At 71.4% G+C, this 23,638-nt stretch carries 19 protein-coding genes and 2 pseudogenes; 18 read left to right on the forward strand and 3 right to left on the reverse strand.

What is annotated here, in order from left to right:
* Positions 1–29: 29 nt before the first annotated feature.
* The gene (locus QTQ03_RS27185) at positions 30–335 is read right to left on the reverse strand and encodes a hypothetical protein (RefSeq protein ID WP_289280506.1); all 306 of its coding nucleotides are present in this window, start codon (positions 333–335) and stop codon (positions 30–32) included.
* A 1,784-nt stretch (positions 336–2,119) separates the two neighbouring features.
* On the opposite strand from QTQ03_RS27185, the gene QTQ03_RS27190 reads away from it, so the two are divergent.
* Together QTQ03_RS27190 and QTQ03_RS27195 are read left to right on the forward strand one after the other, a co-directional pair.
* Entirely contained in the window at positions 2,120–2,335 is a 216-nt protein-coding gene (locus QTQ03_RS27190; RefSeq protein ID WP_289280507.1) for a GNAT family N-acetyltransferase, read from the forward strand.
* 514 nt (positions 2,336–2,849) lie between these two features.
* Positions 2,850–3,434, forward strand: coding sequence for a hypothetical protein (locus QTQ03_RS27195; RefSeq protein WP_289276146.1), 585 nt, complete (start codon positions 2,850–2,852; stop codon positions 3,432–3,434).
* A gap of 358 nt (positions 3,435–3,792) precedes the next feature.
* Here QTQ03_RS27195 and QTQ03_RS27200 read toward each other — a convergent pair.
* Positions 3,793–3,873: pseudogene (locus QTQ03_RS27200) on the reverse strand (recombinase family protein); the annotation flags it as partial.
* A gap of 98 nt (positions 3,874–3,971) precedes the next feature.
* Between QTQ03_RS27200 and truB the strand changes: the two are divergent.
* The 9 genes and pseudogenes from truB (at position 3,972) to QTQ03_RS27245 (ending at position 14,818) form a co-directional block, all read left to right on the forward strand.
* A complete protein-coding gene (gene truB / locus QTQ03_RS27205) occupies positions 3,972–4,865 on the forward strand; it encodes a tRNA pseudouridine(55) synthase TruB (protein ID WP_502889827.1) in 894 nt (297 codons plus the stop codon).
* A 37-nt stretch (positions 4,866–4,902) separates the two neighbouring features.
* Positions 4,903–5,832: a bifunctional riboflavin kinase/FAD synthetase gene (locus QTQ03_RS27210; RefSeq protein ID WP_289280508.1), complete on the forward strand. Its 930-nt coding sequence runs from the start codon at positions 4,903–4,905 to the stop codon at positions 5,830–5,832.
* Between the two features lie 220 nt (positions 5,833–6,052).
* Entirely contained in the window at positions 6,053–6,322 is a 270-nt protein-coding gene (gene rpsO / locus QTQ03_RS27215) for a 30S ribosomal protein S15 (protein ID WP_289280509.1), read from the forward strand.
* Positions 6,323–6,559: 237 nt separating this feature from the next.
* Positions 6,560–8,938, forward strand: coding sequence for a polyribonucleotide nucleotidyltransferase (locus tag QTQ03_RS27220; RefSeq protein WP_289280510.1), 2,379 nt, complete (start codon positions 6,560–6,562; stop codon positions 8,936–8,938).
* Between the two features lie 45 nt (positions 8,939–8,983).
* On the forward strand, positions 8,984–10,378 hold the full coding sequence (locus QTQ03_RS27225) for a M16 family metallopeptidase (RefSeq protein ID WP_289280511.1): 1,395 nt from the start codon (positions 8,984–8,986) through the stop codon (positions 10,376–10,378).
* 49 nt (positions 10,379–10,427) lie between these two features.
* Positions 10,428–11,201, forward strand: a complete 774-nt coding sequence (dapB, locus tag QTQ03_RS27230; protein ID WP_289280512.1) for a 4-hydroxy-tetrahydrodipicolinate reductase — start codon at positions 10,428–10,430, stop codon at positions 11,199–11,201.
* A 147-nt stretch (positions 11,202–11,348) separates the two neighbouring features.
* Positions 11,349–12,209 (forward strand): annotated as a pseudogene (locus QTQ03_RS27235) (IS982 family transposase); the annotation flags it as partial.
* Positions 12,210–12,363: 154 nt separating this feature from the next.
* Positions 12,364–14,100 (forward strand): IS1634 family transposase, encoded by a 1,737-nt coding sequence (locus tag QTQ03_RS27240; RefSeq protein WP_289276459.1) that lies wholly within the window; start codon positions 12,364–12,366, stop codon positions 14,098–14,100.
* 217 nt (positions 14,101–14,317) lie between these two features.
* Positions 14,318–14,818, forward strand: coding sequence for a GNAT family N-acetyltransferase (locus QTQ03_RS27245; protein ID WP_289280513.1), 501 nt, complete (start codon positions 14,318–14,320; stop codon positions 14,816–14,818).
* 113 nt (positions 14,819–14,931) lie between these two features.
* Here QTQ03_RS27245 and QTQ03_RS27250 read toward each other — a convergent pair whose 3' ends face one another.
* Complete coding sequence (locus tag QTQ03_RS27250; protein WP_289280514.1) at positions 14,932–15,516, reverse strand: GNAT family N-acetyltransferase; 585 nt, start codon at positions 15,514–15,516, stop codon at positions 14,932–14,934.
* A gap of 35 nt (positions 15,517–15,551) precedes the next feature.
* Between QTQ03_RS27250 and QTQ03_RS27255 the strand changes: the two genes are divergently transcribed.
* The 7 genes from QTQ03_RS27255 to QTQ03_RS27285 all read left to right on the forward strand — a co-directional run bounded on the left by QTQ03_RS27255 (position 15,552) and on the right by QTQ03_RS27285 (position 23,621).
* Complete coding sequence (locus QTQ03_RS27255) at positions 15,552–16,802, forward strand: glycosyltransferase 87 family protein (RefSeq protein WP_289280515.1); 1,251 nt, start codon at positions 15,552–15,554, stop codon at positions 16,800–16,802.
* A gap of 11 nt (positions 16,803–16,813) precedes the next feature.
* Positions 16,814–18,043, forward strand: coding sequence for a winged helix-turn-helix domain-containing protein (locus tag QTQ03_RS27260; protein WP_289280516.1), 1,230 nt, complete (start codon positions 16,814–16,816; stop codon positions 18,041–18,043).
* Positions 18,040–18,633: a DUF2752 domain-containing protein gene (locus QTQ03_RS27265; RefSeq protein WP_502889828.1), complete on the forward strand. Its 594-nt coding sequence runs from the start codon at positions 18,040–18,042 to the stop codon at positions 18,631–18,633. Before QTQ03_RS27260 ends, QTQ03_RS27265 begins: the two co-directional genes overlap by 4 nt.
* A 207-nt stretch (positions 18,634–18,840) precedes the next feature.
* The gene (gene thyX, locus QTQ03_RS27270) at positions 18,841–19,584 is read left to right on the forward strand and encodes an FAD-dependent thymidylate synthase (RefSeq protein WP_289281019.1); all 744 of its coding nucleotides are present in this window, start codon (positions 18,841–18,843) and stop codon (positions 19,582–19,584) included.
* Between the two features lie 46 nt (positions 19,585–19,630).
* Entirely contained in the window at positions 19,631–20,557 is a 927-nt protein-coding gene (gene dapA, locus QTQ03_RS27275; protein WP_289280517.1) for a 4-hydroxy-tetrahydrodipicolinate synthase, read from the forward strand.
* Positions 20,558–20,609: 52 nt separating this feature from the next.
* Entirely contained in the window at positions 20,610–22,298 is a 1,689-nt protein-coding gene (locus tag QTQ03_RS27280) for a ribonuclease J (protein ID WP_289280518.1), read from the forward strand.
* Positions 22,299–22,445: 147 nt separating this feature from the next.
* Positions 22,446–23,621 (forward strand): S1 family peptidase, encoded by a 1,176-nt coding sequence (locus QTQ03_RS27285; protein WP_289280519.1) that lies wholly within the window; start codon positions 22,446–22,448, stop codon positions 23,619–23,621.
* The last annotated feature ends 17 nt before the right edge of the window (positions 23,622–23,638 follow it).

The raw sequence follows: 23,638 nt of genomic DNA on the forward strand, positions 1-23,638 counted from the left end.
CGCGGCCGGGCACAAGGACCGTCCGGCGGTCAGGCCATCCCGAACAGGGCGTTGGCGGCCAGCACCAGCGCCAGCGCCACCAGGAAGGAGAGAACGGACGCCACCACCTTCACCGTGTTCGGGTAGCGCTGGTGGAGCCGGCGCCGCCCCTGCCACGACCACCAGCCGCGCCGGAGCGCGGCGACGCCCGGCAGCGTCAGGACCGCCGTGGCCGTCCGGTCGCCGACCGTGCGGCGCGGGGGCGGCGGGTCGAGCATCCAGTCCGGCAGGGTGGATGGTTGACGCGGTGTGCGCAGCTTCGGCGGCGAAGGCCGGTTGGCGGATGACGTGGACATCGAACCCTCCTGCGGTCCAGGACGCGCGCCGGCGCGACGGGCGGCACTGTGGACATCCTGCCAGGACGGGGCAAACATCACCGCCCGGGTTTCGCGGTGTCCCGTCGTCATGCCGAACATCGTCCCGCAACTCGGGTGACGACACACCGGTTCCGGGACGGGTTTCGGGGCTCGGCGACCTGCGGAAACAGCGGGGCCGCTGGCCGCGTGCGGGTCGTCCCGGACACCCTCGTCTCCGCGACGATGGCGGGCAGGTGCGGATGACGCCGCCGATGAATCCCTCTCGAATTATCGGTGAGCACCACCGCGGCCAGCCGCTGCCCTAACCGTCCACCAGCCGAGTCTCGCCGCGGCGTTCGGCTGGCAGACCTGGCGGCACTGGAAGCCACCGGCAGCACCGGCTATCGCGGCATCTCTCGGGCCGACCCGGCTCACTGCACTGGTGGGGCGGCGTACTCGTCACCCTCGCACTGCTACTCGGAGCCGCCGCACCCATCCTCCATCTCCTGACCGGGCGCAAGGAAACAACGGGGCCTACGGGACCCAGGTGCGTCCGGCCCCGTCGCCGCTCACGCGCGGGCTCGGTACGGTGATCCGGTGAGCGTATGGCGGCGCAAGGAGCCCGAGAAGCCGGCCGTCCAGTTCGTGAAGACAGAACTCGTGGAGGGCGGGACCTACCAGCCGGCACGCCCATTGAGCACGGCCTCCGTCCACCGCTACCCGAACGCGTCCCGTCGAGCACCCACTGCGCGTGGTGCGGCTTCTACGTCGAGCCGTTCGACGTGTCCCAGATGCCCAGCACCGCCACGACATTCGAGCTGTGGTGCACGCCGCCAGGGACAGGCTCGCGGACGTCGCGCGAGAGCAGGTCTTCGACAAGACCCAGGGGTTCGAGCTTCCGCGCCGGGTGGTGTTCTTTCAGGGCGAGCTAAACAACGAGATGAGATCAGCGACGCCTACGGCGTGATCGAGGAGGACAGCCCCGAGGTCCGCCCGTACACCACCTCGCCGGCAGTACCACTCGACCGCCGACGATCAGTGATCGTCAAAGGGTCCCGCATGGGGCGGGGGCTGCGCGGGCATCTGGCGAAATCGCCTCGGGTCGGCGCCAGTCAAACCAGTACCATCCCGCCGTGACCATCGCCACAACACCCGAACGGAAGCAGGGAAACGTCGGCAATCGGCCGGGAGGACACGGCTCCCCACGCCGCCGCGCGGCGGCACCGCGAGCGCCACCACGGCGGGGAATGTCCTGCCCGTGGCGCGGGCCAACCGGGGCGACCCGGCACGTCGTCGACCTGATACTGACGGTGATAATCTTCGATACTGTCGACCTATGCGCCAGCCTCGACAGCGAGCTCCGAAACACCCGGCAGGACCAGAGACGAACTCGGCGACGTGGGCGGTGCGCGCAGCACGGTGGTCCCCGTCAGCCCAGGCCGAATGCGCCGGCCGTGTCCGCTGACGTCCTCGCTGTCCTGCGGCTCGCGCCGCTCGCGATCGGATGGCCGAGTGCGTATCGGTTCATGCGGCGCGAGGTCGACCAGATCGTCGATGTCTTCGACGTTGGTGCGGCTGCGTGGAGTGATGCTGGCGGATATGGACGGGGGCCGATCCGAGGCCGGGGAGATGGTCTGAGAGCGCAGAGGAGGCGCTGCGTGAGCGCCGCTCGGCTCGCTGGCAGTGTTCGTGGTGGATAGGAACGTGGCGCCAAGGGGTTGGCCGCGTGCGCGGTCGGTGTCATAGAGCACCGACTGGGTGGTCCGGACAACCCAGTCGGTGATGTGGGATACGTCTTCAACGTAGCCACGGATCGTGACTGCCGCAGACGTGGCTATTCGCGGGCTTGCGTGCAGGCGCTCCTCGGTTGGTATCAGCAGGGGAGAGTCACGAGAGTGGATCTGCGGGCTTCCCGAGACGGCGAGTCGCTCTACCGGGCGTGGGGCTTTGCGCCGACGCATTCTCCGACCATGCGTCTGGTGCTACCGGCGTTGCCGTAGCCGTCGGTGGACGTCAGAGGCGGCGCTGTCGAGGCTGGCGGTGGATGGGACATGCGTACGAACGTGACCCATGCGCGCCTGGCCCGCACCGACGCCGGCGACACTTCGATCCTGCCGACCCCGCGTCGCCTGGGGGACATTTCGGTCGCTGCGCCAGTCGGGCAGCCAGGGCTTGGGTGGTTGTCGTGGGTGTCTGGTTGGTGCCGGTGTGGGGTGTGCCCGGGGGTGGGCTGGTGGTGGAATGCCGGTGGGGGTGGGGGCGTTGCACGGTGGCGACGGCCGTGGGAGTGTCCCGCTGGTGAGCGGGTGTGGGTCCGCCGGGAATGGTGGTGGGCCGCCGGTCGTTACATCTGGACCCGGCGCCGTGTGCGTGTCCCCCCGGGCGTGGCGGTGGCCGTTGGCTCTTCCTTGTTTTGCCCTTTCTTGTTTGGTGAGCGCCGGACGGTGCTTGTACCCCTGCGCCCTGACTCCCTCGGGTGTGTGTGGGTGTCGACCCCCGAATGGAGCGTCTTTCATGAACACGGTCTTCCGTCGTAGTGTCCTTGGTGTCGCTGGTCTGGCTCTGAGTACCGGTGTCGTCGCTGGTCCTCTGACGGCTGTCACCGACACCGCGCCCGCCTCCGCTGCGGCTGGGGTGGTGCGGGTGGAGAAGCCGGACGCCGGCAAGCTGGTTGCGCACGGGACGCAGGGTGAGCAGTCCCGGATCGACTTGGGTGACGAGCAGGTCGCGAATGTGAAGGCGATCGTCGCGGCGACGAAGAAGGCGGGTATGGACGAGCGGGCTGCCGTGGTCGCGGTCGCCACCGCGCTGCAGGAGTCGAAGCTGGAGAATCTGGGTCACCTGGGTGACCGTAACGACCACGACTCGCAGGGCCTGTTCCAGCAGCGTCCGTCCTCGGGTTGGGGCACGGTGGAGCAGATCACCGACCCGGAGTACTCGACTACCGCGTTCCTGAAGGGTTTGAAGCAGGTCGACGGTTGGCAGGACATGCCGTTGACCGAGGCCGCGCAGACGGTGCAGGTGTCGGCGTACCCGTTCCACTACGCCCAGTGGGAAACCCAGGCCGCTGACCTCGTCGCCGAACACTGGACCAGCTGACCCACCAAGCCACACAACCTGACCCCACAAGGGGGAAACAAGCTGCTGGCCGGCACCCGGGTTCGGGTGCCGGCCAACAGCCGTCTCTGGGTGCGGCGACAGAGTGCACTTCTACGGCACGCACTCCGTCGACATCGACGGCGCGCTCGCCCAGCTCGACGTGGACGGCTACCGGCCGCTGCGGCTGTCCGAGGTGTCCCCGCTCGGGTGATCGGGTGCGGCCGGAGCAGCGCCGCCGGCGATGTCCAGCGCCCGGTACAGCGTCGAACGGCCGACGCCGAGGTGCGCGGCGATCGCCGCCGGGCTGGAGCCGGTCCAGGGTGGCGCGCAGCTTCGGCCGCTGGCCACGGGTACTCGCCGTCTCCACCACCACCTCGCGGCAGTGCGCGCCGGCCAGGGCGTCGAGCTGCGTCCGATGGTCCTGGCCGCGGGTCGACACCCGGGCGTACCCGACGCGGATCCGGTTGTGCGGCTGCGCGGCGCCGGCCGGCGCGACGGTGGAGGCGGTGACGGCCGCTCCCGCCCGTTCTGGCAGGCTTGGCGGCCGTGAGCGCAGACGGACTGATCGTGGTCGACAAGCCCGGCGGCGTGACGTCGCACGACGTGGTGGCGCGTGTGCGGCGGCTGGCCCGGACCCGGCGGGTCGGGCACGGCGGCACGCTCGACCCGATGGCCACCGGCGTCCTCGTGATCGGCGTGGGCCGGGCCACTCGGCTGCTGACCTACGTGATCGGGGCCGGCAAGAGCTACGCCGCCACGATCCGGCTCGGCCAAACGACCGTCACCGACGACGCCGAGGGCGACGTGGTCGCGAGCACGCCCGCCGGGCTGGTCACCGACGACGCGATCCGGGCCGCCCTCGCGGCACTCACCGGCGAGGTGGACCAGGTGCCCAGCGCGGTCAGCGCAATCAAGATCGACGGACGGCGGGCGTACAAGCGGGTCCGGGAGGGGGAGAACGTCGTCCTGCCGGCGCGCCGGGTCACCATCTCCCGCCTCGCGGTGCGGGCCATCCGGCGGGACCAGCCCGACGTGGTGGACGTGGACGTCGCGGTGACCTGCTCCTCCGGCACGTATGTGCGGGCGATCGCCCGAGACCTCGGCCTCGCGCTCGGTGTTGGCGGCCACCTGACCGCGCTGCGGCGTACCGCGGTGGGCGGTTTCACGCTGGCGGAGGCCGCCGCCCTCGACGAGCTGGAGCAACGGGCGCCCGAGGTGGTCACGCTGCCGCTCGCCGCGGCCGCCGACCGGTTCTTCCCACGCCGGGAGGCCAGCGCGGCCGAGGAGCGGGTGCTCTCGCACGGTGGCCCGCTGGACTCGGTCGGGATCGACGGCCCGTACGCGGTGTTCGGCCCGACCGGCGGGTTGATCGCTATCGTCAGCGAGCAGGACGGTCGAGCCCGCGCGGAGATCGTGTTGGCCCCGGCCTGACGGCGGGGCGGTCGGCGGTCGGTAGGGGAGGAGCAGCATGCAACGGTGGCGGGGGTACGACGCGGCGCCCGGTGGTTGGGGGCGGTCCGTCGTCACCATCGGCGTCTTCGACGGCGTGCACCAGGGGCACCAGGCGACCATCGGCCACGCCGTCGCCCGGGCCGGGGAGCTGGGGGTCACGTCGGTGGTCGTCACCTTCGACCCGCACCCGGCGGAGGTGGTGCGGCCGGGCTCGCACCCGGCGGTGCTCACCGAGCCGGCCCGCAAGGCCGAGTTGATCGAGGCGCTCGGCGTGGACGTGCTCTGCGTGGTGCCGTTCACGCCGGAGTTCTCCCGCCTCCCGGCGGAGGAGTTCGCGCACGACGTCCTGGTCGAGCACCTGCACGCGGCGCGGGTGGTGGTGGGCGACAACTTCCGGTTCGGGCACCGGGCCGCCGGTGACGTGGCCCTGCTGGAGCGGCTGGGCCGGACCTTCGGCTTCGCCGTCGAGGGGGCGCCGCTGGTGTCCGCGGCGGGGACGGTCTTCTCCTCGACGTACATCCGCTCGTGCGTGGACGCCGGTGACGTGATGGCCGCTGCCGTCGCGCTGGGCCGACCGCACCGGCTGGAGGGGGTGGTGGTGCGGGGTGACCAGCGTGGCCGCGAGTTGGGCTTCCCCACCGCCAACCTGCTCTGCCACCGGTACGCCGCGATCCCCGCCGACGGCATCTACGCCGCTCGGCTGGTCCGGCGCGGCCATCGGGAACCGCTGATGGCGGCCGTGTCCGTCGGTACCAACCCGACCTTCTCCGGCCGGGAACGGCGGGTCGAGGCGTACGTGCTCGACTTCGCCGGCGACCTGTACGGTGAACGGCTCGCCCTGGACTTCGTGGCGCACCTGCGGGGGCAGGTCCGCTACGACTCGATCGAGCCGCTGGTGGCTCAGATCGCCGAGGACGTCGAGCGGACCCGTCTGGCGCTGGGTTGACGACGCAACACGCCGGTGGCGCCGGGGTGGCTCGGCGTGGTCGGCGGCCCTTGACCGGCCGGTCTGATCGGGTGCTGGTAGGCTGACCGTAACGTCGGCTGGCCGACGTGGGGCCTCGCGTGCCTGCACGACGCCGCGGGTGCGAGGACCGTCCGGTCCCGTTCGGGGCGAGACCCGACACGGCGGACATCACCGAACGACCCATCGAAACAGGGAGAACATGGCGCTCGACAAGGAAGCCAAGGCCCAGATCCGCACGGAGTACGCGACCGTCGACGGCGACACCGGTTCGCCGGAGGTGCAGGTCGCGGTCCTCACCAAGCGGATCGCGGACCTGACCGAGCACCTGAAGGTGCACAAGCACGACCACCACAGCCGCCGCGGGCTGCTGCTGCTGGTCGGCCGCCGCCGTCGGCTGCTCAACTACGTGCAGAAGAAGGACATCAACCGATACCGGTCGCTCATCGAGCGGCTCGGTCTGCGTCGGTGATGTGTCGGGGGAGTGGCTGATCGGGCCGCTCCCCCGCTCCGTTTCATCCGCAGGAACACCGAACAACCAGGGCCGCGCGACCACTCGACACACCGGGGCAGGTCAGCGTACCGGTCTCCGGTAGTGGCCCCCGGGCATCCGGCACGACGCCGACCGCCCGGGCGCTTCGATCGAAGACCGGCCGTCTGAACAGCTCCGCGTCGCGGGTCCGTTTCACGCGAAGGAGCACAACCGCAGATGACCGAGAGTAACCTCGGCACCGAATCCCGCACCGCCGTGATCGACAACGGGTCCTTCGGCACCCGTGAGGTCACCTTCTCCACCGGCCGGCTGGCCCGCCAGGCCGCCGGCTCCGTCATCGCCCAGCTCGGCGAGACGATCGTCCTCTCCGCCACCACCGCGGGTAAGCAGCCGAAGGAGCAGTTCGACTTCTTCCCGCTGACCGTCGACGTCGAGGAGCGGATGTACGCCGCGGGCCGGATTCCCGGCTCGTTCTTCCGCCGGGAGGGCCGCCCCAGCGAGGACGCGATCCTCACCTGCCGGCTGATCGACCGGCCGCTGCGCCCGTCGTTCGTCAAGGGCCTGCGTAACGAGGTGCAGGTCGTCGAGACCGTCCTGGCGCTCGACCCGCGGCATCCGTACGACGTGGTGGCGATCAACGCCGCCTCGATGTCGACCACGCTCTCCGGCCTGCCGTTCTCCGGCCCGATCGGAGCCACCCGGATGGCGCACGTCGACGGCCAGTGGGTCGCCTTCCCGACGCACGAGGAACTGGCCCGCGCCACCTTCGACATGGTCGTGGCCGGCCGTTCCCTGCCGGACGGTGATGTCGCGATCATGATGGTCGAGGCCGAGGCCACCGAGCACACCGTGAAGCTGGTCGCCGACGGCGCGCCCGCGCCGACCGAGGAGGTCGTGGCGAGCGGTCTGGAGGCGGCAAAGCCCGCCATCCGCGAGCTGTGCCGGGCGCAGAGCGAGCTGGCCGAGGTGGCCGCCAAGCCGGTCATCGAGTACCCGGTCTTTCTCGACTACTCCGACGACGCGTACGAGGCGGTGGCCGAGTTCGCTCGGGCCGACGTCGCCGAGGCCCTCCAGATCGCCAGCAAGTCGGTCCGTGAAGAGGCCCTGGACGCGGTCAAGGCGCGGATGCTGGCGGAGGTCGGCCCGCGCTTCGAGGGCCGGGAGAAGGAGCTGTCCGCCGCGTTGCGGTCGCTGACCAAGTCCGAGGTCCGCAGCCGGGTGCTGCGTGAGCAGGTCCGGATCGACGGCCGTGGCCCACGGGACATCCGCCCGTTGTCCGCCGAGGTCGGCGTGTTGCCCCGGGTGCACGGCTCGGCGCTGTTCGAGCGTGGCGAGACCCAGATCCTGGGCGTCACCACGCTGAACATGCTTCGCATGGAGCAGGCGCTGGACACCCTCTCCCCGGAAAAGTCCAAGCGGTACATGCACAACTACAACTTCCCGCCGTACTCGACCGGTGAGACCGGCCGGGTCGGCTCGCCGAAGCGGCGCGAGATCGGCCACGGCGCGCTCGCCGAGCGGGCGCTGATCCCGGTGCTGCCGTCGCGCGAGGAGTTCCCGTACGCCATCCGCCAGGTTTCCGAGGCACTCGGCTCCAACGGTTCCACGTCGATGGGCTCGGTCTGCGCCTCGACGCTCGGCCTGCTCTCCGCCGGTGTGCCGCTCAAGGCGCCGGTCGCCGGCATCGCCATGGGCCTCATCTCCGATGAGGTCGACGGCAAGAACCAGTACGTGACGCTGACCGACATCCTCGGCGCCGAGGACGCGTTCGGCGACATGGACTTCAAGGTGGCCGGCACCCGCGACTTCGTCACCGCGCTCCAGCTGGACACCAAGCTCGACGGCATCCCGTCGGACGTGCTGGCCGCCGCGCTGCAGCAGGCGCACGAGGCCCGGCAGACGATCCTGGACGTGATGCAGCGGGCGATCGAGCAGCCGGCCCCGATGTCGGACTACGCGCCGCGGGTCACCACGGTCAAGATCCCGGTCGACAAGATCGGTATGGTGATCGGCCCGAAGGGCCAGACGATCAACGCGATCCAGGACGAGACCGGCGCCGAGATCTCCATCGAGGACGACGGCACCATCTACGTCGGTGCGACCAACGGCCCGTCCGCGCAGGCGGCGGTCGAGCGGATCAACGCCATCGCCAACCCGACGCTGCCGAAGGCCGGCGACCGTTTCCTCGGCACGGTGGTCAAGACGGCCGCGTTCGGCGCGTTCGTCTCGCTGCTGCCGGGCCGCGACGGCCTGCTGCACATCTCCAAGGTGGGTGACGGCAAGCGGGTCGAGAAGGTCGAGGACTTCCTCAACGTCGGCGACAAGGTCGAGGTGGAGATCGCCGACATCGACCAGCGAGGCAAGATCTACCTGGACAAGGTGCGTCCGGAGGGTGCCGAGGCGCCGACCGCCGGCGAGGACGCCGGTGGCGAGCGTCCGGCCGGCCGGGACCGGGGCGACCGTGGTCCGCGCGACCGGGGCGACCGCGATCGTGGCGGCGAGCGCGGCAGCCGCGGCCCGGACCGCGGTGACCGGGGCGAGGGCGGCGAGGGCGGCGGCGACTCGCGTCCGCGTCGCCGCACCCGGCACAGCTGACAGAACGACCGCACCACCCACCCCTCGTCGAACCGGGAGTATTACGTGAGTCGGGCCGTACGCGCGCCGTTACCACCGGATCGACGGGGGGTGGCGGCGTTCCGCGGCGCCCCCGGGAGCCGTACCGGCGTCGCCCGCGCGGTGACTCGCACGCTCAGCGACGACCCGCTGGGCGGTACGGTCCGCCGGACCGTGCTGCCCAGCGGGCTGCGGGTGCTCACCGAGGCGATCCCCGCGATGCGCAGCGTCTCCTTCGGCATCTGGGTCTCGGTCGGCTCCCGGGACGAGTCCGGCCCGCTGTCCGGCGCCGCCCACTTCCTGGAGCACCTGCTGTTCAAGGGCACCAACAGGCGGGACGCGCTGGAGATCTCCTCGGCGATCGAGGCGGTGGGCGGCGAGACCAACGCCTTCACCACCAAGGAGTACACCTGCTACTACGCGCGGGTGCTCGACGAGGACCTGCCGCTCGCCATCGACGTGATGTGCGACCTCGTCGCCGACTCCGTGCTCGCCCCGGCCGACGTGGAGACCGAGCGGGGGGTGATCCTCGAAGAGATCGCCATGCACGACGACGAGCCCGGCGACGAGGTCCACGACCTGTTCGCCGGGATCATCTACGGAGATCACCCGCTGGGCCGGCTGATCTCCGGCACCGAGCAGACGGTCACCCCGATGACCCGCCGGCAGATCGAGGGCTTCTACCGGCGGCACTACACCGCCCCGCGGATCGTGATCGCCGCCGCCGGTAACCTCGACCACGCCGCGGTGGTCAAGCTGGTCCGTCAGGCGCTGCGCGGCACCGCGTTGGACACCGATCCGGCTGCGCCGGCGCCGCACCGGGCCGCCACCCCGACGGTACGCACAACGTCCGTCGCCACCATCGTCGAGCCGAAGGAGACCGAGCAGGCGCACGTCGTGTTGGGGCGCCCCGGCATCGACCGGGGGGACGAGCGGCGGTTCGCCCTCGGTGTCCTGAACAACGTGCTCGGCGGCGGCATGTCCAGCCGGCTGTTCCAGGAGATCCGCGAACGGCGGGGCCTCGCCTACTCGGTCTACTCCTACGCCAGCCAGTACGCCGACAGCGGTCTGTTCGGCGTCTACGCCGGCTGCGCTCCCGGCAAGGTGGACGAGGTGCTGGACCTGACCCGGGCGCAGCTGGCGCGGGTGGCCGGCGACGGGCTGACCGAGGCCGAGGTGGCCCGGGGCAAGGGCATGAGCAAGGGCGCGTTCGTGCTCGGCCTGGAGGACACCGGCTCCCGGATGAGCCGGCTGGCCAAGGGGGAGCTGCTCTACGGCGAGCTGATGCCGGTCGACGAACTGCTCGCCCGGGTCGACGCGGTCACCGTCGACGACGTCAACAGTCTCGCCGCCGAGCTGCTGGGCCATCCGATGTCCCTGGCCGTCGTCGGCCCGTTCGGCGCGTCCGACTTCACCGCCTGACCGACCGCCCCGGCGGTGCCCGCGTCCCGATTGGGATAGGTTGTGCCCCGTGACTGACGAGCAGGACAAGAGCGCGGACGAGCCGATCCGGGTCGGTGTGCTCGGCGCCCGGGGCCGGATGGGCGTCGAGGTGTGCCGGGCCGTGGACGGGGCCCCCGACATGGACCTGGTGGCCATGGTCGACCAGGGCGACTGGCTGTTCAACGCCTCCGACGCCGGGGCCGAGGTGGTCGTCGACTTCACCACCCCGGACGTCGTCATGGACAACCTGCACTGGTGCATCGACCAGGGCATCAACGCCGTGGTCGGCACGACGGGCTTCACCGAGACGCGGCTGGAGCGGGTGCGCGGCTGGCTGGCTCGCAAGCCCGGGGTGGGTGTGGTGATCGCCCCCAACTTCGGCATCGGCGCGGTGCTCATGATGCAGTTCGCCGCACGGGCGGCCCGGCACTTCGAGTCCGTGGAGATCATCGAGCAGCATCACCCGCGTAAGCTCGACGCCCCGAGCGGCACCGCCACGCACACCGCGGGGCTGATCGCGGCCGCACGGGCGGAGGCCGGCATGGCCGCCGCGCCGGACGCCACCAAGGACGAGGTCGCCGGGGCCCGTGGTGCGGACATCGACGGGGTACGCGTGCATTCCGTCCGTGCCACCGGCCTGGTCGCCCACCAGGAGGTGCTCTTCGGCGCCGCCGGCGAGACGCTGACGATCCGGCACGACTCGTACGATCGGGCGTCCTTCATGCCCGGCGTGCTGCTGGCGGTGCGCGCGGTGCGCCACCGGCCGGGCCTCACCATGGGTCTGGACTCGCTGCTCGACTGAGTCAGCTGGTCGGTTCATCCGGTGAATCCGCTGGTCGGATCGGCCGGGGCGGCTCTAGACGATCTATTCCGAGGGGTACGGGGTAGTGAAGGGAGGCGAGGGCGTCCATGATCGAAGTTGCGAAGCAACGATGACCATGGAGGCCACGTGCACGTCGATCGGGACACCCTCGCCACCGCACTGTACGTGAAGATCGACGACGTGTTGAAGTCGTCGCCCCAGCTCACCCGGTGGCGACCCGCGGTCGGGATCGCCCCGAAGATCACCGACGCCGAACTGATCACCCTCGCGGTGCTGCAAGCCCTGCTCGGCTACCACAAAGAAGCCCGCTGGATCCGTCACGCCCGCATGAACCTGACCCACCTGTTCCCCTACATCCCGAAACAGCCCGGGTACAACAAGCGGCTACGGACACTCGGCACGCAGATCACCCACCTGATCCGGGTCCTGGCCCTGGACACCGACCTGTGGCAGCACCCGGTGCGCATCGCCGACTCCACCCCGGTGGAATGCGGACGCTCCCGCGAGACCGTCACACGCTCTGATCTGGCCGGGTGGGCCACCTACGGCTACTGCGCCTCGCACTCGCGTCGCTTCTGGGGCCTGCGTCTGCACCTGGTCACCACCGTGCACGGACTGCCCGTGGCATTCGCCCTGACCACCGCCAAGACCGACGAACGCGAAGCACTCATGGACCTGTTCGACCTGGACACCGGCCTGTTGACCCACCCCGACGGGCTGATCCTGGTCGTGGACAAGGGCTACCGCGACGCCGCCACCGAACGACAGCTCACCGAACGCGGCGTCACCATGATCCGCCCCGCCTACCGCACCGAGAAGCCACGCCCCGGACGGACACTGCTGCGCGCTGTGCGACAGAACATCGAGTCCGTCAACCAAACCCTCAAAGGTCAACTCGACCTCGAACGACACGGCGGCCGTACCGGCACCGGCGTACTCGTACGCGTCGCACAACGCATCCTCGCCATGACCGCCGCGATCTGGCACCCGAGTTCGACAGTTGGTGGGCATGCGGGGCGGATCGGCGGCGGATCCGTGCAGGTGAGAGGGCTGGCACCCATCGGAGACTGTCCAGAGGCGTGGGCAAACGGATTTGCCGTGGGTCTTGTTCTGGCCAGGCTTGTTGTCTGATGATGCGGGCATGTACTTGCGGAAGATCCAACGGCGGAACAAGGACGGGTCGGTGGTGCGATACCTCCAACTCGCCCACAACCGACGGGTCGGCGGCACCACGCAGGCCGAGGTGCTGGTCAACTTCGGCCGCGAGGACCGTCTGGACGTCGACGGGTTGCGCCGCCTGGTCGCCTCCATCAACCGCTACCTCGGCGAGGAGGACGAGGTCGCCGCGTCGCTGGGCGCCGAGGAGGCCGGGCCGCTGACGGTGGAGTTCTCCCGGCCGCTCGGGGCGAGCTGGCTGCTCGACGGGCTGTGGAAACTGTTGGGCATCGACACCGCCCTGGCCTCCCGCATCGACGGGCGCAAGTTCCGCACCGACGTCGAGCGCACGATCTTCGCGCTGGTCGCCAACCGGGCCATCGCCCCCGCCTCCAAGCTCGCCGCCGCCGAGTGGGCCACCCGCGACCAGGTCATCCCCGGCCTGGACGCACTGGCCGAGCAGCACGCCTACCGCGCCATGGACCTGCTCGTCGCCGCCGATGTCCACGCCGCCGTGCAGGAAGCGGTGTTCTTCTCCGCCGCACACCTGCTCAACCTCGAAGTCGACCTGGTCTTCTTCGACACCACCTCCACCTACTTCGAACGCGACACTGCGGACGACCCGGACGGCGAGAGCTCCAGCCTGCGCCAGTACGGGCACTCCAAGGACCACCGCAAGGACCTGCCCCAGATCGTCATCGGACTGGCCGTCACCCGCGAGGGCATCCCCGTGCGCTGCTGGACCTGGCCCGGCGGCACCAACGACCAGACCGTGATCACCGAGGTCAAGGACGGCCTGCGCGACTGGCGGCTCGGCCGGGTGGTCACCGTCTGCGACACCGGATTCTCCTCCGAGGCCAACCAGTCCTACCTGCGCCGGGCCGGCGGCCACTACATCACCGGCATCAAGATGCGCGAAGGCTCCCACCGCGCCGACCAGGCCCTGGCCCGCCAGGGCCGCTACCAGGAAGTACGCGACAACCTGCGCGTCAAAGAGGTCCGCCTCGACGGCGACGAGGGCAGACGCTTCATCATCTGCCACAACCCCACCGAGGCCGAACGCGATGCCGCCCGACGCGAAGACCAACTCACCGCGATCCGCGAGGAGTTGACGCGCATCAAGACCGCCCGGGAAGCCGACGCGACCAAGGCGAAGGCCAAGGCCGCCAAGACCGGCAAGCGCCCCACGGCCCCCTCGGACGCCCCGCACCGCAAGGCCGAGTGCGCGCTGCGCGACCACCCTGCCCTCGGCCGCTGGCTCAAGCAGCACCCCACCACCGGACGGCTGTCCATCGACACCGCCAAGGTCGCCGCCGAGGCCCGCCTGGACGGCAAGTACCTCCTCGCCACCAGCGACCCCGACCTGTCCGCCGAGGACATCGCGCTCGGCTACAAGAACCTCCTCGAAGCCGAACGCGCCTTCCGCACCCTGAAATCCACCCTCGACCTGCGGCCGGTCTACCACCGCCTCGACGAGCGGATACGCGCTCACGTGCTGCTGTGCTGGCTCGCCTTGCTACTGATCCGCGTCGCTGAGCGCCGCACCCAGCAGTCCTGGCCCAAGATCGCCGCCGAACTCGGCCGGATCCACCAGGTCACCCTCTCCGGCCCGGCCGGCAGCCTCCAGCAGACCACCCGGCTCACCGACACCCAGACCAAACTCTTCACCGACTGCGGTGTCCCGCTCCCGCCAAAGATGAGCAGCCTCAAGACCGCCGAATAGCCGCTGAGCTGGGAAAACAGGATCCGGAGCCGTGGGCAAACGGCCCCGAAGCCTCCCCACGCCCATCGCCCCAGGTCAACCCGCAGATCCGCCACCGCCGCATGCCCGCCAACCGTCGAAGCCGGGTGGCACAACTGGACCACCGGCCAACCCGTCATGCGCTCCCTCATCGCCTACGACCACTGATCCCTCGGAATAGATCGTCTAGGCTGCCGGGGTGATCGACTCAGACCTCCGGGACCGGCTCGGGCGCCGGGTGACCCTGCGCCCGGTCGACGACGACAACTGGCGGGCGGTGGCGGACGTCGCCCCGCGGGACGACCAGCGGGCCTGGGTGCCCGCCCTCGCCGCCCGCTATCTGCTGTTGACCGACCGCTCCGACGTGTGGACCTCGCTCGCCGTCTACGCCGACGAGACCGTCGTCGGCCACGTCATGTGGGGCGTCGACGACGACGGGTCACGGTGGATCGGCGGGATGCTGATCGACGCGGCCGAGCAGGACCACGGCGTCGGCCGGGCGACCGTGGTGACCCTCGCCCGGTGGCTGGCCGGTCAGGGCGGGCCGGTGCGGCTGTCGTACCACCCCGACAACAGCTCGGCCGCCCACCTCTACACCAGCCTCGGTTTCGTCCCGACCGGTGCAACCGAGGACGACGAGATCGTCGTGGAACGCGTCGCTCCGCCAGAACTGCGTCCGGACGCGGGCGCGGACCGGTAGGCGGCGGGTCCGACAGCCCGGCGGTCCGACAGCCCGGCGGTCCGACAGCCCGGCGGGTCCGCCGGCCCCGTGGCCGATCCGCCGGCTATCCGGCCCCGTGGCCGATCCGCCGGCTATCCGGCCTCGCCGGACGGTCGTGCCGGTACGGCCACGTGCAGGCGCAGCTGCGGGACCAGCATGTCGTCCACGTCCAGGGCGCGGGCCGCACCGTCCGGCTCCCAGCCGGCGCCGGTGAGAAACTTCCGGGTCGCCGTGTCACCGTCGAACGCCCACGCCACCGCCCGGGTGAACCCGTCGTCGCGCCAGTGGTCCACACACGCCGCCAGCAGCCGACTGCCATGCCCCCGCCGGCCCCAACGCGGCTCCACCAGCAGGTCGGTGACCGCGACGACCTCCTTGCCGAGCGCCTCCGCGGGCTCGCCGGGGGCCAGGGCCTCGGCATCGGCCGGGCCGGCGGCGGCGAACCCCACCAGGTACGATTGCTCGGCCTGTTCGACGGCGACAAGCACCCGGTGGGCGTTGGAGGGCGGCTCCTGCACCGCCGCGCTCCACCGCCGGGCCAGCCAGGCCTCGTCCAGGTTGTCGAGCACGTGCCGGGGCAGGACGCGGCGGTACGCGACCCGCCAGGTCGCGAGCTGGAGGCGGGCGATCTCGCCGCTGTCGCCCGGACGCGCCGGGCGGACGTATCCGAGGGCCATGGCACGGAAGCCTACGCAGGGCGAGGGAGGCGACGGTGGCGCAGGGTGCCGGACGGACGGTCGGACAGGTCGTCGGCGTCGCCGGGCTCGCCGTCGCGGTGAGTCTCTTCCTGTCCGTGGCCGCCGTGCGGCACGGCTTCTTCGATCTCCAGGTCTACTACGGCGCGTTGCGCCACTGGGTGCACGACGGCGGGGAGATCTACGACTACCTGCGGCCGTTCACCCAGTACGGTTTCACGTACCCGCCGTTCGCCGCCCTGGTGATGCTGCCGATGGCGTACCTGCCCTGGACGGCCGCGATCGTGGTGAGCGTGACCGCCAGCGTGGTGGTCACCGCGGTGCTCTTCTGGTGGCTGGTCGACCCGATCTCGCGCCGGGCCGGGTGGACCCGCTGGTTCGCCCTGGCGGTGGCGCTCTGCCTGGTCGCCGCGTACGAGCCCATGCGTGAGACGGTCAACTTCGGCCAGGTGAACATGCTCCTGCTGTTCCTGGTGGCGGCGGACCTGCTCCGGCTGCTGCCGACCGGCAGCCGGTGGGCGGGGGTGGGTGTCGGTCTCGCCACCGCGATCAAGCTGACCCCGGGGATCTTCCTCGTCTACCTGCTGGTGACCGGCCGTTGGCGGGCGGCGGTCACCGCGACGGGCGCCGCGGCCGGCGCGACCCTGCTCGCCGCGGCGCTCTTTCCGGCCGCCTCCCGCGAGTTCTGGACCGAGGCGCTGTGGAACACCAACCGGGTGGGGGAACTGGCGTTCGTCTCCAATCAGTCGCTGCGGGGGGTGGTGGCCCGGCTGAACCCGGCGGAGCCGAGCACGCTCGCCTGGCTGGCGCTGGTGGTGGCCACGCTCGCGCTCTGGGTGTGGCGGTCCCGGGCCGCCGTGGCCGCCGGTGACGAGGCGACCGGGCTGGCGCTGACCGGCGTGGTGATGTGCCTGGTCAGTCCGGTCACCTGGGTGCACCACCTGGTCTGGCTGCTGCCGGCGTTGATCCTCCTGGTCGACAACGCCATGGCCGCGTCCGCCGGCAGCCGCCGGCGCCGGGTCCTGCTGGCTGCCGCCGTCGTCGGGTACGCGTTCCTGACCAGCCGCGTCGTGTGGGCCTGGGAGCGGGACTTCACCGGCGTCGACGGCTTCCTCGGCAGCAACACCTACGTCTGGATCAGCCTGGCGCTGCTCGCCTTCCTGCCGGTGCGGTCGCCGTCGGTGGCTTCGCCAACGCCGCTCGCCGGGGTGGAACGCACCGGGGAAGCCGAGGAGCGGTCCCGCTCCGGTGTCATACCGCTTAACTAGGGTCCCAGGCGATGGCCGTACCGGAATCGCTCTCGCTCGCCCAGGCTCGGCGCATCGCGCTGGCCGCCCAGGGCTTCACCGACCCCGCGCCCGCCGGCGCGCCAACCCGTCGACACCTGCGCCGCGTGCTCGACCGGGTCGGGCTGATCCAGATGGATTCGGTCAACGTGCTACAGCGTGCGCACTACCTGCCGCTGTACAGCAGGCTCGGTCCTTACCCGACCACGCTGCTCGACGCCGCGGCCTACCGCCGCCCCCGTGACCTCTTCGAGTACTGGGGGCACGAGGCGTCGCTGGTGCCGGTCGGGCTGCACGCCGCGCTGCGGTGGCGGATGGCCCGCGCCCGCACCGAGGCGTGGGGCGGCATGCGCCGCATCGCCGCGGAGCAGCCGGGCCTGGTGGCCTGGGTCCGCGACGAGGTGGCTGCCAAGGGGCCGCTCACCGCCGCCGAGATCGAGCACGACGCCCCTCGGGAGACCGGCAACTGGGGATGGAACTGGTCGGCGGTCAAGCGGGCACTGGAGTTCCTGTTCTGGGCGGGCGAGGTCACCGCTGCCGGGCGCACCACCTCCTTCGCGCGCCGCTACGACCTGCCGGAACGGGTGCTGCCGGCCGCCGCGCTGGAGGAACCGACCCCGACCGACGCCGAGGCGTACCGGACGCTCGTCGCCGTGGCCGCCCGGTCACTCGGGGTGGCTGCCGAGCCCGAGCTGCGGGACTACTTCCGGTTGCCGGTGGCCGGGGCCCGCGCGGCGGTCGCCGAGCTGGCGGAGGCGGGCGAACTGCTGCCGGTGCGGGTGCACGGCTGGCGGCAGCCGGCCTGGCTGCACGCGCGGGCCCGACTGCCTCGCCGGGTGCGCGGCAACACCCTGGTCAGCCCGTTCGATCCGGTGGTCTGGGAACGGGGCCGCGCCGAGCGGCTGTTCGACTTCAGCTATCGCATCGAGATCTACGTGCCGGCGCCCCAGCGGGTGCACGGCTACTACGTGCTGCCGTTCCTGCAGGGTGAGCGGTTCACCGCTCGGGTCGACCTGAAGGCCGACCGCAAGGCGCGCGTGCTCCGGGTGCCGGCGGCCTGGCTCGAATCCGGCGCGGACCCGGGGGAGACCGCGCTCGCGCTCGCCGCCGAGCTGTACCGGCTCGCCGGCTGGCTCGGGCTGGACGCCGTGGCGCCCCCGGCGGTCGGGGACCTGGCGGCGCCCCTCGCCGCCGCGCTGGCGGGCGTGTCCGGTGTACCGTGATCCGCGTGACGAGCGTTGAGGGACCGCGAGGCGACGCGGCGCCGCAGCTGGCCGCGCCGGGCGTGGCGATCGGGTCGGACGTCCAGGTCGACCCGCAGGCCGGGTGGCCGGCGGGGCAGGCACCGCCGTATCCGACCGCGGAGCCGGACCGGCTGACCCGGTTCGTGGTCCGGCTGCACGAGCGCTCACCCCGCTGGATGGCGCCGCTGGCCGCCCTCGGCTGCGTCGCCGCCGGCATCGGCTACACGCTGATCAGCGATCCGACCCGGTCCGCGCCCGACGCGGCGCCGACCTGCCTGCTCAAGCTGACCACCGGCCTGGACTGCCCCGGCTGCGGCGGCACCCGTGCCCTCTGGTACGTGCTGCACGCCGATGTGCCCGCCGCCGCCCGCCACCACTTCCTCTTCGTCTTCGCCCTGCCCTTCCTGGCGTACCTCTTCCTGGCGTGGGCGGGGAAACAGGCGTTCGGCTGGCGGCTGCCCGAGCTGCGGATCGACACCAGGGTGATCGGCGTCTTCCTGGCCGCCTGGTTTGCCTTCTCGGTGCTGCGCAACCTGCCCTGGGCCCCGTTCACCGCACTGTACGTCTGACCGCCAGGCGGCCACGTCCAGGTGGCGGGCGACGTGCGGTGACCGGTCGTGCCGGCGCGTGGGACACGTCGTGGGCGATCGGCATCGCCTTGGGCGACGGGCATCGCCTTGGGTGACCGGCATCGCTTTGGGTGACCGACATTGCAGCGGGCGGGCCTGGCTTGGGCGGGGTGGGGGCGCGCCACTACAGTCGCAGGAATGCCGGACATGGTGCAGCCCCAGGTCAAGCTCATCGCGTGGACTCATTTCGCGGCCCCGGACGACGTGCCGTGGTCGACCGACGCCGACGGCGGCCAGGCGCTCGCCGAATTCGCCGGCCGGGCCTGCTACCAGAGCTGGAAGAAGCCGAACCCGGCCACCGCGACCAACGCCGGCTACCTCGCCCACATCCTGGAGGTCGGGCACCTCTCCGTGCTGGAGCACGGCTCGGTGAGCTTCTACTTCACCGGGGTGTCCCGGTCGTTCACCCACGAACTCATCCGGCACCGGCACTTTTCATATTCCCAGCTCTCCCAGCGGTACGTGCCGGAGCGGGACGCGGCGATGGTCGAGCCGGCGGTGATCGCCGAGGACCCGGAACTGCACAAGAGGTTCGTCGAGGCGGCCGAGGCGAGCGTCCGCGCGTACACCGAGCTGCTGGAGGGGCTGGAGCAGCGGTTCGTCGACGAGTCGAACCCCACCCTGCGGCGCAAGCGTGCCCGGCAGGCGGCGCGGGCGGTGCTGCCGAACGCCACGGAGACCCGCATCGTGGTCACCGGCAACTACCGGGCGTGGCGGCATTTCATCGCCATGCGCGCCACCGAGCACGCCGACGTGGAGATCCGTGAGCTGGCCGTGGAGTGCCTACGACAGCTCCAGGAGGTCGCCCCGAACGTGTTCAACGACTTCGTCATCTCGGCCTTGCCGGACGGCACCGAGGTGGCGGCCAGCCCGCACGCCGAGATGTCCTGAGCCCTTCCCCGCGGGGGGCTCGGTGGTCGTCCGCTAGGTTGGACGCATGACGCACGACCACCCTGACACCCTCGGCCGGGCCGCGTCCCGGCCGTTCGGGCGTCTGCTCACGGCCATGGTGACGCCCCTGCACCCCGACGGCTCGCTCGACCTGGACGGGGCGGCCCGGTTGGCGAACCACCTGGTCGAGGAGCAGGGCAACGACGCGCTGGTGGTCAACGGCACCACCGGCGAGTCGCCGACCACCACCGACGCGGAGAAGGAGCACCTGATCCGGGTCGTGGTGGAGACAGTCGGCGACCGCGCGAAGGTCGTGGCCGGGGTCGGCACCAACGACACCCGGCACACCATCGAGCTGGCCGCCGCCGCCGAGAAGGCCGGCGCGCACGGCCTGCTGGTGGTGACCCCGTACTACAACAAGCCGCCGCAGGCGGGCCTGCTGCGGCACTTCACCGCGGTGGCGGACGCGAGCGGGCTGCCGGTGATGCTCTACGACATCCCGCACCGCGCCGGTGTGCCGATCGAGACCGAGACGCTGGTCCGGCTCGCCGAGCACGGCCGGATCGTCGCCGTGAAGGACGCCAAGGGCGACCTGACCGCGTCGAGCTGGGTGACCAGCCGGACGAGCCTCGCCTTCTACTGCGGCGAGGACTCGCTCACGCTGCCCGCCCTGGCCGTGGGCGCGGTCGGGGTGGTCGGCACCTCGACCCACTTCACCGGGGTGCAGACCCAGCGGATGATCCGGGCGTACGACGCGGGTGACACCGCGACGGCGCTCGCCCTGCATCGCCGGCTGCTGCCGCTCTACACCGGCATTTTCCGCACCCAGGGCACGATCCTGGTCAAGGCGGGCCTCGCGGCGAAGGGACTCCCGGCCGGCCCGGTGCGCCCGCCGCTGGTCGACGCCACCGCCGGTCAACTCGCCCAGCTCCGCGCCGACTGCGCGGCGGTCGGGTTGGACCTTCCCGAATGATCGAACGACACGATGGACGCCGGGTGACGGCGTCGCAGAACGAGGTGAACGCGTGACCGAGGCGCACATCGAGGCAGAACTGCCGCCGCCGCTGCCGGCGGGTGGACTGCGGATCATTCCGCTCGGCGGGCTCGGTGCCATCGGTCGGAACATGACCGTCTTCGAGTACGACGGAAAGCTACTGATCGTCGACTGCGGGGTGCTCTTCCCGGACGTGGAACAGCCCGGCGTCGACCTGATCCTGCCCGACTTCGGGCCGATCCTGGACCGGCTCGACGACGTGCAGGCGATCGTGCTCACCCACGGTCACGAGGACCATATCGGCGCGGTGCCGTACCTGCTCGCCCACAAGCCGGACATCCCCCTGGTCGGTTCGCAGTTCACCCTCTCCCTGGTGGAGGCGAAGCTCGCCGAGCGGCGGATCCAGCCGTACACGCTGACCGTGCGGGAGGGGGGACGGGAGCGGCTCGGCCCGTTCGAGTGCGAGTTCTTCGCGGTCAACCACTCGATCCCGGACGCGCTCGCCGTCGCCATCCGCACCCCGGCCGGCCTGGTGCTGCACACCGGCGACTTCAAGATGGACCAGCTCCCGCTGGACGGCCGGATCACCGACCTGGCCGGCTTCGCCCGACTCGGTGCCGAGGGCGTCGACCTGCTCCTGTCCGACTCCACCAACGCCGAGATCCCCGGCTTCGTCACGCCCGAGCGGGAGATCGGCCCGGTGCTCGACTCGATCTTCGCCAAGGCCCGCGGTCGGATCATCGTGGCCTCGTTCGCCTCGCACGTGCACCGGGTGCAGCAGGTCTTCGACTCGGCCGTCGAGCATGGGCGCAAGGTGGCTCTGATCGGCCGTTCGATGGTCCGCAACATGGGCATCGCCCGGGATCTGGGCCTGCTGAACATCCCGCCCGGGCTCGTCGTGGGCCTCGAAGAGGCCACCACGATGTCGCCCGAGCAGATCGTGCTGATGTCCACCGGTTCCCAGGGCGAGCCGATGAGCGCCCTCGGCCGGATGGCCAGCGGCGACCACCGGCACATCACCATCGCCCCCGGCGACACGGTCGTGTTGGCCTCCTCGCTGGTGCCGGGTAACGAGACCTCGGTCTACCGGGTGATCAACCGGTTGGCCCGCGCCGGCGCGGTCGTGGTGCACAAGGACGTGGCCAAGGTGCACGTGTCCGGTCACGCTCCCGCCGGGGAGCTGCTCTACCTGCTCAACGTCACGCGTCCGAGCAACCTGATGCCGGTACACGGCGAATGGCGGCACCTGCGTGCCCACGCCCGGCTCGGCATCGAGTCCGGCGTGGCGCCCGACCGGGTGGTGCTCTGCGAGGACGGTGACGTCGTCGACCTCGTCGAGGGCCGGGCCAGCCTGGTCGGGCACGTCAAGAGCCGCTACGTCTACGTCGACGGCCTGGCCGTCGGCGATGTGTCCGAGTCGCTGCTCACCGAGCGCCGGATCCTCGGCGACGGCGGGTTCATCGCCGCCACCGTCGTCATCGACTCGGTCACCGGCAAGGTGGTCGGCGGGCCGACCGTCTCCGCCAAGGGCTTCTCCGAGGATCCGGAGGCGTTCAACCCGGTGGTGCCGCTGATCACCGAGGCGCTCAACCGGGCCGCCGCCGAGGGCATCACCGACCCGCACCAGCTCCAGCAGATCGTCCGGCGCACCGTCGGGCGGTGGGTCAACGACGCGTACCGGCGTCGGCCCATGATCGTCCCGACCGTCGTCGAGGTCTGACCCGCACGCTCCGACGCCCGCCGGTTACTCCCGGCGGGCGTCGTCGCGTTTCGCCATCGTTTTCCATCAATTGTTCAACCTTGGCCGACCCGCCCCCGTACCTCGCTGTGGCTGGCGTGACCGCGCCGGCCGGGAGGAGCGAGACGGATGGACCGCAGACGATGGGCAGCCATCGGCGTGATGGTGGCGACGGTGGGCGCGGCGGCGGCGGTGACGCTGCCCTCGTTCGCCGGGGAGAAGACAGCTTCCCCTGGCGAGGGCGCCACACCAACGAACGGGGACCTCGCGCCGGAGGTGGTCGACGCGATGCGGCGCGACCTGTCCCTCACCGCCGAACAGGTCACGACCCGGATCCGTACCGAGCGTTGGGCGACCGGGATGGTCAGCGAGCTGCGCAGTGAACTCGGCGCCGACTACGGCGGAAGCTGGCTCGGCGCGGACGGCCGGACCCTGAACGTCGCGGTCGCCGACCGGGCGGCGACAGAGCGGGTCCGCGCCGCCGGGGCGGTGCCGAAGCTGGTCGCCCGGGGCGTGGGTGAACTCGACGCGTACAAGACCCGGCTGGACCGGGCCGGCGGCGCGGCGTCCGACGCGGTGTCCGGCTGGTACGTGGACGTCGCCGACAACGCGTTGGTGGTGCTGGCCGAAACCGGTGCGGAGGAGGCCGCCTGGCGGCTGGTCGACCGCACCCGCGTACCCCGGCCGGCGGTGCGGGTGGAGGCCAGCGCGGAGACACCCCGGCTGCTCTTCGACGTCCGGGGCGGTGACCCGTTCATCATCAACCGCGCTGGCCGGTGCTCGGTGGGCTTCTCCGTCGTCGGCGGCTTCGTGACCGCCGGGCACTGCGGCCAGGTGGGCGCCCGGACGGCCGGGGCGAACGGCATCGGCCAGGGGGTCTTCCGGGCCTCGTCGTTCCCCGGCGACGACTGGGCAGTGGTCCAGGTCAACAACGCGTGGACTCCGCGGCCGGTGGTCAACGACTTCAACGGCGGGACGGTGCCGGTTGCCGGCGCGCGGGAGGTGCCGGTCGGCGCGTCGATCTGCCGGTCCGGCTCCACCACCGGCGCCCGGTGCGGCGTCGTCCAGGCCCGCAACGCCACCGTGCGCTACGCGGAGGGAACGGTCACCGGGCTGGTCCGCACCAACGTCTGCGCCGAGCGGGGCGACTCCGGCGGCGCCTGGATCTCCGGTGACCAGGCACAGGGGGTCACCTCCGGCGGATCCGGGGACTGTACCCGGGGCGGTGTCACGTTCTTCCAGCCGCTGCGCGAGATCCTCGACCGCAACGGCCTGACCCTGGTCACGACCCAGAACACGCGGTAGCGACCAGATCCCGGCCG

This window comes from Micromonospora sp. WMMA1363 (assembly GCF_030345795.1).
Taxonomy (GTDB): Bacteria; Actinomycetota; Actinomycetes; order Mycobacteriales; family Micromonosporaceae; genus Micromonospora.

Bases quoted from the DNA above. Each gene is read 5' to 3' on its own strand.
- QTQ03_RS27185 (WP_289280506.1), bottom strand. From the start codon at position 335: ATGTCCACGTCATCCGCCAACCGGCCTTCGCCGCCGAAGCTGCGCACA.
- QTQ03_RS27195 (WP_289276146.1), top strand. From the start codon at position 2,850: ATGAACACGGTCTTCCGTCGTAGTGTCCTTGGTGTCGCTGGTCTGGCT.
- QTQ03_RS27210 (WP_289280508.1), top strand. From the start codon at position 4,903: ATGCAACGGTGGCGGGGGTACGACGCGGCGCCCGGTGGTTGGGGGCGG.
- rpsO (WP_289280509.1), top strand. From the start codon at position 6,053: ATGGCGCTCGACAAGGAAGCCAAGGCCCAGATCCGCACGGAGTACGCG.
- QTQ03_RS27220 (WP_289280510.1), top strand. From the start codon at position 6,560: ATGACCGAGAGTAACCTCGGCACCGAATCCCGCACCGCCGTGATCGAC.
- QTQ03_RS27240 (WP_289276459.1), top strand. From the start codon at position 12,364: ATGTACTTGCGGAAGATCCAACGGCGGAACAAGGACGGGTCGGTGGTG.
- QTQ03_RS27250 (WP_289280514.1), bottom strand. From the start codon at position 15,516: ATGGCCCTCGGATACGTCCGCCCGGCGCGTCCGGGCGACAGCGGCGAG.
- QTQ03_RS27260 (WP_289280516.1), top strand. From the start codon at position 16,814: ATGGCCGTACCGGAATCGCTCTCGCTCGCCCAGGCTCGGCGCATCGCG.
- thyX (WP_289281019.1), top strand. From the start codon at position 18,841: ATGGTGCAGCCCCAGGTCAAGCTCATCGCGTGGACTCATTTCGCGGCC.
- dapA (WP_289280517.1), top strand. From the start codon at position 19,631: ATGACGCACGACCACCCTGACACCCTCGGCCGGGCCGCGTCCCGGCCG.
- QTQ03_RS27285 (WP_289280519.1), top strand. From the start codon at position 22,446: ATGGACCGCAGACGATGGGCAGCCATCGGCGTGATGGTGGCGACGGTG.